The sequence below is a fragment of the Advenella sp. genome (genome assembly GCF_052108595.1).
Lineage (GTDB): Bacteria > Pseudomonadota > Gammaproteobacteria > Burkholderiales > Burkholderiaceae_B > Advenella.
This window is the reverse complement of sequence record NZ_JBQEAU010000150.1, coordinates 1-8,349: the sequence shown is the minus strand read 5'-3', so window position 1 is coordinate 8,349 and position 8,349 is coordinate 1. Positions and strand designations below refer to the sequence as shown.

The 8,349-nt window shown below is 53.8% G+C and carries 11 protein-coding genes; 7 read left to right on the top strand and 4 right to left on the bottom strand.

The window, feature by feature from the left end:
- A partial coding sequence (locus tag ACTIKR_RS19130) for a hypothetical protein (RefSeq protein WP_442328711.1) occupies positions 1–223 on the top strand: 223 nt, incomplete at its 5' end.
- Here the strand turns inward: ACTIKR_RS19130 and ACTIKR_RS19125 are convergent.
- Complete coding sequence (locus ACTIKR_RS19125) at positions 220–1,374, bottom strand: TRAP transporter substrate-binding protein (RefSeq protein ID WP_442328710.1); 1,155 nt, start codon at positions 1,372–1,374, stop codon at positions 220–222. The genes ACTIKR_RS19130 and ACTIKR_RS19125 overlap by 4 nt on opposite strands.
- Before the next feature lie 187 nt (positions 1,375–1,561).
- On the bottom strand, positions 1,562–1,870 hold the full coding sequence (locus ACTIKR_RS19120) for a hypothetical protein (RefSeq protein ID WP_442328709.1): 309 nt from the start codon (positions 1,868–1,870) through the stop codon (positions 1,562–1,564).
- Between the two features lie 157 nt (positions 1,871–2,027).
- Here ACTIKR_RS19120 and ACTIKR_RS19115 point away from each other — a divergent pair, with 157 nt between their 5' ends.
- From ACTIKR_RS19115 to ACTIKR_RS19095, 5 genes are all read left to right on the top strand, one after another.
- Entirely contained in the window at positions 2,028–2,150 is a 123-nt protein-coding gene (locus ACTIKR_RS19115; RefSeq protein ID WP_442328708.1) for a hypothetical protein, read from the top strand.
- Positions 2,151–2,250: 100 nt separating this feature from the next.
- Positions 2,251–3,228 (top strand): Bug family tripartite tricarboxylate transporter substrate binding protein, encoded by a 978-nt coding sequence (locus ACTIKR_RS19110; protein ID WP_226817152.1) that lies wholly within the window; start codon positions 2,251–2,253, stop codon positions 3,226–3,228.
- Complete coding sequence (locus ACTIKR_RS19105; RefSeq protein WP_193089762.1) at positions 3,225–3,968, top strand: class II aldolase/adducin family protein; 744 nt, start codon at positions 3,225–3,227, stop codon at positions 3,966–3,968. The genes ACTIKR_RS19110 and ACTIKR_RS19105 overlap by 4 nt, the downstream gene beginning before the upstream one ends.
- 5 nt (positions 3,969–3,973) lie before the next feature.
- Complete coding sequence (locus ACTIKR_RS19100) at positions 3,974–4,753, top strand: SDR family oxidoreductase (RefSeq protein WP_193089763.1); 780 nt, start codon at positions 3,974–3,976, stop codon at positions 4,751–4,753.
- Between the two features lie 190 nt (positions 4,754–4,943).
- Entirely contained in the window at positions 4,944–6,005 is a 1,062-nt protein-coding gene (locus tag ACTIKR_RS19095; RefSeq protein ID WP_370540249.1) for an endonuclease/exonuclease/phosphatase family protein, read from the top strand.
- Positions 6,006–6,169: 164 nt separating this feature from the next.
- Here ACTIKR_RS19095 and ACTIKR_RS19090 read toward each other — a convergent pair whose 3' ends face one another.
- Positions 6,170–6,769, bottom strand: a complete 600-nt coding sequence (locus ACTIKR_RS19090; protein ID WP_226817154.1) for a thiamine pyrophosphate-dependent enzyme — start codon at positions 6,767–6,769, stop codon at positions 6,170–6,172.
- On the bottom strand, positions 6,769–7,305 hold the full coding sequence (locus ACTIKR_RS19085; protein WP_193089765.1) for a phosphonopyruvate decarboxylase: 537 nt from the start codon (positions 7,303–7,305) through the stop codon (positions 6,769–6,771). The genes ACTIKR_RS19090 and ACTIKR_RS19085 overlap by 1 nt, the downstream gene beginning before the upstream one ends.
- Before the next feature lie 108 nt (positions 7,306–7,413).
- Here ACTIKR_RS19085 and ACTIKR_RS19080 point away from each other — a divergent pair, with 108 nt between their 5' ends.
- Positions 7,414–8,349 (top strand): LysR substrate-binding domain-containing protein, encoded by a 936-nt coding sequence (locus ACTIKR_RS19080; protein WP_442328707.1) that lies wholly within the window; start codon positions 7,414–7,416, stop codon positions 8,347–8,349.

Genomic DNA, 8,349 nt, shown 5'->3' with positions numbered 1-8,349 from the left:
AGAATTCTTTTCATTAACAAACTCCTGGGACAGAGCAATAAACAATCCCTTGCGTCGAATGCGGGTCGTCATTCATAAAGCGACTGGCGCAACACCCGACAATCCCACTGAATCTGCCGTAGAGCAGGCATATCCAGTCATCATCCGGTCATCGCGGCCAGCACGCCGACGCGACAGGAACCGGCGCCGGCACGCACCGCCGGCGCCATCTGTCGGGGCCTAGCCCGCTGCCTTCTTCACAAAGTAATGGTTATAGGCCATACGACGATTGTTATTGGTATCCATATCCCAGGCCACTGCCCGCTCGGCGAACTTGCGCTGCGACTGTTCAATTTCCTTGAACAGGGCATTGTTTTCCGCTTTCTTGGTGATGATGTCGTCCCAGGTGGTCAATTGCTGCTGCAGGATAGCGTCCGGCGTCTTGTAGAATTTGACGTTGTCCTCTGTTTTGAGCTTGATATAGTCCTGGGAATAACGGTCAATCGCTTTCCACGACATATCGGCCGAGGCCGCTTCAACCGCATTCTCTATGATGGACTTCATTTTGTCGGGCAAGCTGTTGTACTTATCCTTGTTGAAGGTAATTTCAAATGTCTCGGAAGATTGGTGAAAGCTTTGCAGCATGCAGACCTTGGACACATCCGGGAACCCCAGTAACCGGTCTGACGATGCATTATTGAACTCCGCGCCATCGAGCAGGCCGCGATCGAGCGCCGGTACGATTTCGCCACCGGGCAACGCATTCACGGCCGCTCCCATGGCTGTAAACAAATCAATGGCCAGACCATTGGTGCGAAATTTCACACCCTTCAGATCCTCTGCCTTCGCAATGGGTTTCTTGAACCAGCCCAGCGCCTGCGTTGGCATGGGACCACTCAGAAAAGATACGACATTGCCGCCGATGGATTCGTACAATTTGACCAGCAGTTCCTTGCCGCCGCCGTATTTGTGCCAGGCCAGCAGCATATTGGCATCCATGCCAAATGCCGGTCCCGACGAAAACAGAGCCAGGGCGTTCTGCTTGCCGTAGCTATAACCCAGCACACCATGTCCGCCATCCAGCGTGCCTTTGGACACCGCATCCAGCAACGCAAAAGCCGGCACCACGGCCCCCGCAGGGAGCACTTCAATCTTGAGTTCACCACCGGTCATGTCATTGACTTTTTTCGCAAAATCATTGGCATACTCGTGAAAAATATCGACAGTTGGCCAGGTACTCTGAAAACGGAAATTGATGGGCGTCTGTGCTCTGACAATGGCTGGAAATCCCATCCCCGCCGCAGCGACCGAACCGGCGGCTGCTCCTCCCAGAAACTTGCGACGTGATGATTTTGGTGTTGCTGCCTGACGTTTTTTCGCAATGCGAGTTGTCATAATTGTCTCCTTTTGTACCTGTAATCTAATCATTGTTTATCATTTTTCATACATGTTACAAACTGCGACTGCAATAAAGTTTATACGCACAGAATTCGGTGTTGTCAAGAACATTCAGACATCTGTAAGTACGCTTGTAATTTGCTGATTTTCGATGTATGCCAAGGGCACAGGCTCACCATGCCCGTTACCAGCCCCTGGCGGGTGCTACAAGCACAAGTCTGACCGCCCCGCAAGGCAATTGCAACTGCAATATATGCTGGAAAACCCCATGCCTGTCAGCCATCCATGCTGCGCATCCCGAGACAAAGTGCAGATCAAACCCGGTCATGCGAAATATCGTCGTGCAGGCCGCTTTCAGCTTGCCGGGCTCGTCGTTCAGGTCATGGTTCCCAACATAGTAGGTCATCTGCCCCTGTGCAACAGCCGGCATCTGTACGACAAATGTACCGGCATTCTCGACAAGCCTGCGTGCGCACGTACTTTTATCGAGCACGACAGTCCGCTTGGGAGGCGCAAAATCAAGAACGCAGCTCTACGCTGCCGCCATGACATCCCGCACGCCGTCAAGAGCGGCAGACACCAGGGTTGTTGGGCCGTGATTGACCAGCCGCTAGGATTTTTCCAGAGGAACGGGTTCGATATACTGTTTCATGATGCATCCTGCAAACAATGAAGCGCTATCGCGTCTAGCCAGGCTTGACGGCCTTGCGCTCTCCAGTTTCACCGGACTGAACACCCCGTTCACTTTTGGTGAAGTCAGCGTTTTTCATTGACAAATAGACTGACTGCCTACTGAACGATACTATTGGCCATGAAATGTAGACATATACATGACCAATCGCATCATAAATTCAAACATAATCAGGACGAGACATGACACACGGCTATTTGATCAAAGGCCTGCTGGCAACTGCCATGCTGGTACTCACCACAGGCACAGCGGCAGCACAGTATCCAGCCAAGCCAATCACGATTGTGGTTGGCTTTCCTCCGGGAACATCAACCGATGCCGTTGCCCGTATCCTTGCCGATAAAATGAGCAAAGACCTGGAACAGCCTATCATCGTCGAAAACAAGCCGGGCGTGGGCGGCAGCCTGGGGGCCGGGCTTGTTGCCAAGGCCAAGCCCGATGGCTACACGTTGGTGCTGTCGGCGACGGCGCCCATGAACATCAATCCGCATGTATACAAGTCTCTGACCTATGACGCAACAAAAGATTTCGAACCGATAGGACAAACCACCTGGCTACCCTATGTACTGGTCGCCAACCAGAGCAAAGGGTTAAAAACCTTTAAAGACCTGATCGCCTATGCGAAAAGCCACCCGGAGAAACTGACCTTTGCCTCTATCGGCAAAGGCACGACCAGCCATCTGTTGATGGAATTACTGATGAAAGAGACCGGCACAAAAATGGTACACGTGCCTTATTCGGGCAGCGCCCAATCCCAAACTGATGTGATAGGCGGCAATGTCGATATCACATTTGATACCGTCGTTTCAGCGATACCCCATGTCAAGTCCGGCAAGCTGAATGGTCTGGCCGTCAGCGTGGCAAACCGGGCCAAGCTGGCGCCCGAGATTCCGACTATTCAGGAGCAGGGCTTGCCCAATTTCAACATGGGCGCCTGGCTGGGTATGTTCGCCCCCAAAGGCACCCCCCGCGAAATTGTGAATCAGTTACACACCGAATTGAACCGAACGCTCAGCGATAAGCAAACCAATGACAAACTGGTGGCGCTGGGATCCGAAGTCGTCATGAGCGACTCACCCGAGGCGTTCGGGACAATGGTCCAGGAAAACTATGACACCTGGGGAAACATTGTGAAAGAAGCAGGAGTAGGTCAAAAATGAAATACAGCAATACCGAATGGGAAGCCCGGGTTGACCTGGCCGCATGCTACCGGCTCATGCCACTTTTCGGCATGAGCGATCTGGTATACAACCATATCACTGCCCGCATTCCCGGCACCGACGACGAGATACTGATTAATCCTTATGGCTATATGTATGAAGAAATCACAGCTTCCAGCCTGATCAAAATCAATATAAAAGGCGAGGTACTCGAGAACCCGCACGCAGATGGTACTGGCGTCAATCAGGCGGGATACGTGATTCACAGTGCCGTGCACACGTCGCGCCATGACGTCGGTTGTGTTATTCATACCCACTCTCGGGCGGGAATGGCCGTATCTGCAATGGAATGCGGGTTGTTGCCAATTACGCAGACGTCAATGCGCTTCAAGGACATTGCCTATCACGACTACGAGAGCGTTGCCATCGATATGGATGAGCAGCAGCGCCTTGTGGCCGATCTTGGCCAGCAGGACGCCATGATTCTGCGCAACCACGGGCTGTTGGTGGCCTCGCCATCCATTGCTGAAGCATTCAATGCCATGTACTGGCTGGAGATGGCGTGCCGGGCCCAGGTCGATGCGTTGGCCGGCAACACCAAGTTGATTATCCCTTCGGCAGAAGTAGTAGACAAAACACATCATCTGTACCAACCCAGCGTAAGACGTCCATTCGGCATCATGGAGTGGCCGGCCATGCGTCGTTATCTGGATCGCCGCGATACGAGCTACAAAGACTGAGACGTATGACCGAAACCTGTCAGAACACACTGTTCGATTTACGCAATCAGGTGGCGTTTGTCACCGGCTCGACCCGCGGCCTGGGCTATGAAATAGCCCAGGGTCTGGGCCAAGCCGGTGCCACGGTCATTGTGCACGGTCGCGATGAAAGCAGCGCACAAGCCGCGTCCCGCAAACTGCAAGCCAAGGGGTTGGCAACATCCTGGGTGGCATTTGACATGGACGACCGGGCGGCCTGCCTGCGAGCCTTTGAGAAAATACGAGATGGCCATCAGCGTCTTGATATCCTGGTAAACAATGCGAGCATCAGAATGCGTCGGCGATTGCAGGATATTGACGCCATGGAACTCGAAGCCATCACACGCACCAATATTCTGTCGACAATTGAAATTTCACGTGCGGCCGTCTCCCTGATGAAGTTGAATAATTACGGACGAATTATTACGATCAGCTCCATCGCAGGGCAGATAGTTCGTTTAGGCGATTTTATCTATCCGGTCACCAAGCAGGCGCTCAATACAGTGACCCGGTCGCTGGCCGTCGAATTTGGGCGGGAGGGCATCTTGAGCAATGCCATCGCACCGGGAACCTTCGCGACTCAATTTAATCAGGCATTGATCGAAAACCCCGACAATATTGCCAAAATGCAGGAACGCAATCCCCTGCAACGCTGGGGCAACCCGGCAGAAATTGTGGGCCCTGTCCTTTTCCTTGCCTCGGCCGCAGCCTCGTATGTAAACGGCCAGGTACTGGCGGTCGACGGTGGATTCTCCATTTCGTTCTAGCGGCAGGCAAGCGCTCACAGGGCGCTGGCCTGCCAGAGCGCTATGCCCTTTACATGTTCGCCGGATGAACGCCGCAACGACGCCGAATTCACAATTGTTGAATATTGACCTGCTTAAATGACGCGCCTGCTCAGCTGGGTGACATAAATATTCTCTATAATGACAGCTTACATCCCACGGAGCATAGCGAGTGTCATTTCTTTACGTTCTGATTCTGGTCCTGCCGGCGCTTGCAACGGCGCTCGCTTTTATGCCCAGCAGCCACTGGACCATCCGCAGCCTGGATTTTCCCAGGGTCCAGATCGCTGTCCTGTGTGTGGCAAGCCTGATTATCATCGCCTTGAACCCGCCCACCCTGGTCTGGTCTGTGTTTTTTGTGGTCATGGCAAACCTGATCGCCCTCATCTACCAACTCTATAAAATCTTCCCGTATACGCGCCTGACAAAAACAGAAGTCCTAAGCAACCATGCGCCAGATGACGACCGGACCGTATCACTGCTCTCCTCCAATGTCCTGACACCCAACCGCCGTAGCGATGCGCTGATTGCACTGGTCAGGCAATACAAACCTGATCTGCTGCTGACGCTGGAGTCTGACACTTGGTGGCAAAATGCCCTGACCAGCCTGGAACACGACTATCCGTACCGCGTGGCCATTCCGCTGGACAACCTGTACGGCATGCATCTGTATTCGCGTCTGCCATTGGAAGATACAGAAGTGCTGTATCGGGTTGAAGAAGATATCCCCTCCATTCGCAGCCGGGTGATATTGCGCTCCGGTGAAAAAATCCGGATTTACTGCCTGCATCCGACGCCGCCGAGCCCCACCGAAAGCGAGACGTCAAAACCCAGGGATGCAGAACTGCTGCTGGTGGGCAAACAGATACGGGAACTGGATGAGACTGCACTGGTCTTTGGTGATCTGAATGATGTGGCCTGGTCGCACTCCACTCGGCTGTTCAAGAAAGTGAGCGAATTACTTGACGCACGTATCGGGCGTGGCATGTTCAATACCTTCCATGCACACTATCGCTTTTTGCGCTGGCCGCTGGATCATATTTTCCAGAGTACCGAGTTCCAGATCAAGCACATGGCCAAGTTACCCGATATCGGGTCCGATCATTTTCCCATCTACGCAAAATTTCAGTACTGCCCGGCACAGGAAGACTTGCATGAAGTGGAAACGGCCGATACCGAAGAAATGGTGCAGGCAGACGAAAAAATTGCCGAAGGACGTCAAGAGGCTGATTGAGGGCTGTGATTGAACCATCGCCCTCCCACCCGTAATAGTAGTACTACTGGGACACATAGTTTAGTTACCCCAGCATTTCACTACCAGGTATCCGTAGAGGGTTTGATCGACTGGCCCTTGATATGCAGCTCATAACGTTTCATTCCATCGCTCCTTGTTTCTGTTCAGAAAGGCATCAAGCCCAGCGCCGAACGGAAGCGGTTTTTGATATACACACCGTCCCTCGAAGGCAAGGCCCGTGGCGGCTCGCCTGTGTCAATCAGAACCCGCACCAGCGTCACGCCGTCCCGGGCCTTGATCTGGGTGGCCACTTTTTCCGCCTCTTGCAGGGAATCGACCGTAAAGGCGTTCTGGATGCCAAAGCCTTTTGCCACCGCCACCAGATCGGTTCCCAGGCTGGCATGACTGCGCTGCATACCGGTTTCGCCATAATGACCATTGTCCAGAATCACAATCGTCAGATTTGCCGGCTGCCTGGCTCCAATGGTTGCCAGGCTACCGACACCCATCAATTGCTCTCCATCGCCGGTGACGACAACGACAGATCTGTCGGGCTGGGCCAGTGCCAGGCCCAGGCCCATGGCGGTTGAGCCGCCCATGGCTCCCCACAGATAGAAATTGCCGGCGCGGTCTCCGGCGGCGAACACATCGTAACTGGGCGAGCCCAGCCCGGTGATCACCAGCGCGTCGGGGATCTGCTGCATTAATTGACTCACAAATGCCCGGCGTTCTGCGTTCTGGCTTGCTGGCAATGTCTCTTTCATTATTTCACCCATGATTTGCGTCCGATCAGACTTTGTGACAACAGAATGGCTACCTGTTCGCCAGCTTCGAAGGCAGACGCCAGCCCGGCGTTAACCAGCTCGCCCACCTTCTCTGGGTCATCCGCGCGCATGACGGTGATTCCCATCAGTTCCAGCGCATGTTGCGTGACCTTGCCCATCGGCCCCTGCCAGGGATTGAATTCCGCATATTCGCCACGCATGGTCACCAGTGTCAAAAAGGGAAACCGGCAACTGCTCAACAACGAAAACATATTGACGCAGTTACCCACGCCGCTGCTTTGCATCAACAACACGGCTTTGTGTCCGCCCAGCCAGGCACCGCAGTTGAGGGCGACCCCCTCTTCTTCTGTGGTCAGCACCACGTCCAGAATGTCCGGATCCGCCTGCGCCTTTTTGATCACCAGCGCGTGACCCGCATCCGGCACATACGAAATCTGCCTGACCCGCGCCCGCTTGAGTTCATCAAAAATGGCCGCCTGCCATTGTTGCTGCAGGTTCACCTCTGCCCCATCCATAATCGTTGCCCCCAGAATGTATTAAGTTTTAATACTAACATTCGATCATTATTCACTTACAATAGAATTTTGCGATTATTCAATCGTAATTTTTGATGGGACGCGCCAATGGACCTGAAACAATTAAAAGCACTGGTCACGATCTCCGAAACGGCAAATATGACACGCGCAGCCGACGTGCTCAATATCGTGCAGCCGGCGCTTTCACGGCAAATCAAAATGCTGGAAGACGAATTGGGCACCGTACTGTTTGAACGGGGCCGCCAGGGCATGATCCTGAACGAGGACGGAAAAACCTTTCTGGAGTATGCCAGGCGCATTTTGCACGAAGTCGAAAAGGCAAAGGCGGAGATACGCCCATCGTCCGGAGCAGTAAGCGGCATCGTCAATGTGGGACTGCTGCCCAGCACCAGCGATCTGCTGTCAAGCATGTTGCTGCGCCAGTTGCAGCAACAATATCCGCAAATCAGGATCACCATCACTGCCGGATATGCTGGCCATTTGCAGGAATGGCTTGAAGTGGGCGAAATTGATGTCGCGCTGCTGTATTCGGCCAAATTGAGCTCATCCCTGCATGTTCAGCCGCTGGTTGAAGAAAAGCTGTGGTTTGTTGGCCTGCCCGGAAACGGTTTGCGTCCGGGCAAACCCGTTACGCTAAACAACATGGCCGACAGGCCCATTATCCTGCCCAGTCGCCCTCATGGCTTGCGCATTCTGGTCGATCAGGTCGGACAGGAAAACAACCTGCAATTGAACGTGGTCGCAGAGACCAACTCCATGAGCGTGCAAAAACGACTGGTGCTGGACGGGCACGGCTACACGATTTTGCCGTCCATTGCCATTGCAGAGGATCTGGCGCTGGGTCGCCTGGCAGCGGCGCCTCTGACCAATGCAGGATTGACCCGCACCATTGTGATGGCCCGCTCGCGGCAGAGAAATATGACAATGTCGGTCAAGTGCGTCATGCAGGTGCTTTCCGAGTGCATCAGTACAAGCATTGAACACGGCGGCTGGGCACACGCAAAGTGGGTCGCGAAAAACTGA

What these genes read in the sequence shown, in the direction of transcription:
- ACTIKR_RS19125 (WP_442328710.1), bottom strand. Translation starts at nt 1,374, where the DNA reads ATGACAACTCGCATTGCGAAAAAACGTCAGGCAGCAACACCAAAATCA.
- ACTIKR_RS19115 (WP_442328708.1), top strand. Translation starts at nt 2,028, where the DNA reads ATGATGCATCCTGCAAACAATGAAGCGCTATCGCGTCTAGCCAGGCTT.
- ACTIKR_RS19110 (WP_226817152.1), top strand. Translation starts at nt 2,251, where the DNA reads ATGACACACGGCTATTTGATCAAAGGCCTGCTGGCAACTGCCATGCTG.
- ACTIKR_RS19105 (WP_193089762.1), top strand. Translation starts at nt 3,225, where the DNA reads ATGAAATACAGCAATACCGAATGGGAAGCCCGGGTTGACCTGGCCGCA.
- ACTIKR_RS19100 (WP_193089763.1), top strand. Translation starts at nt 3,974, where the DNA reads ATGACCGAAACCTGTCAGAACACACTGTTCGATTTACGCAATCAGGTG.
- ACTIKR_RS19090 (WP_226817154.1), bottom strand. Translation starts at nt 6,769, where the DNA reads ATGAAAGAGACATTGCCAGCAAGCCAGAACGCAGAACGCCGGGCATTT.
- ACTIKR_RS19085 (WP_193089765.1), bottom strand. Translation starts at nt 7,305, where the DNA reads ATGGATGGGGCAGAGGTGAACCTGCAGCAACAATGGCAGGCGGCCATT.
- ACTIKR_RS19080 (WP_442328707.1), top strand. Translation starts at nt 7,414, where the DNA reads ATGGACCTGAAACAATTAAAAGCACTGGTCACGATCTCCGAAACGGCA.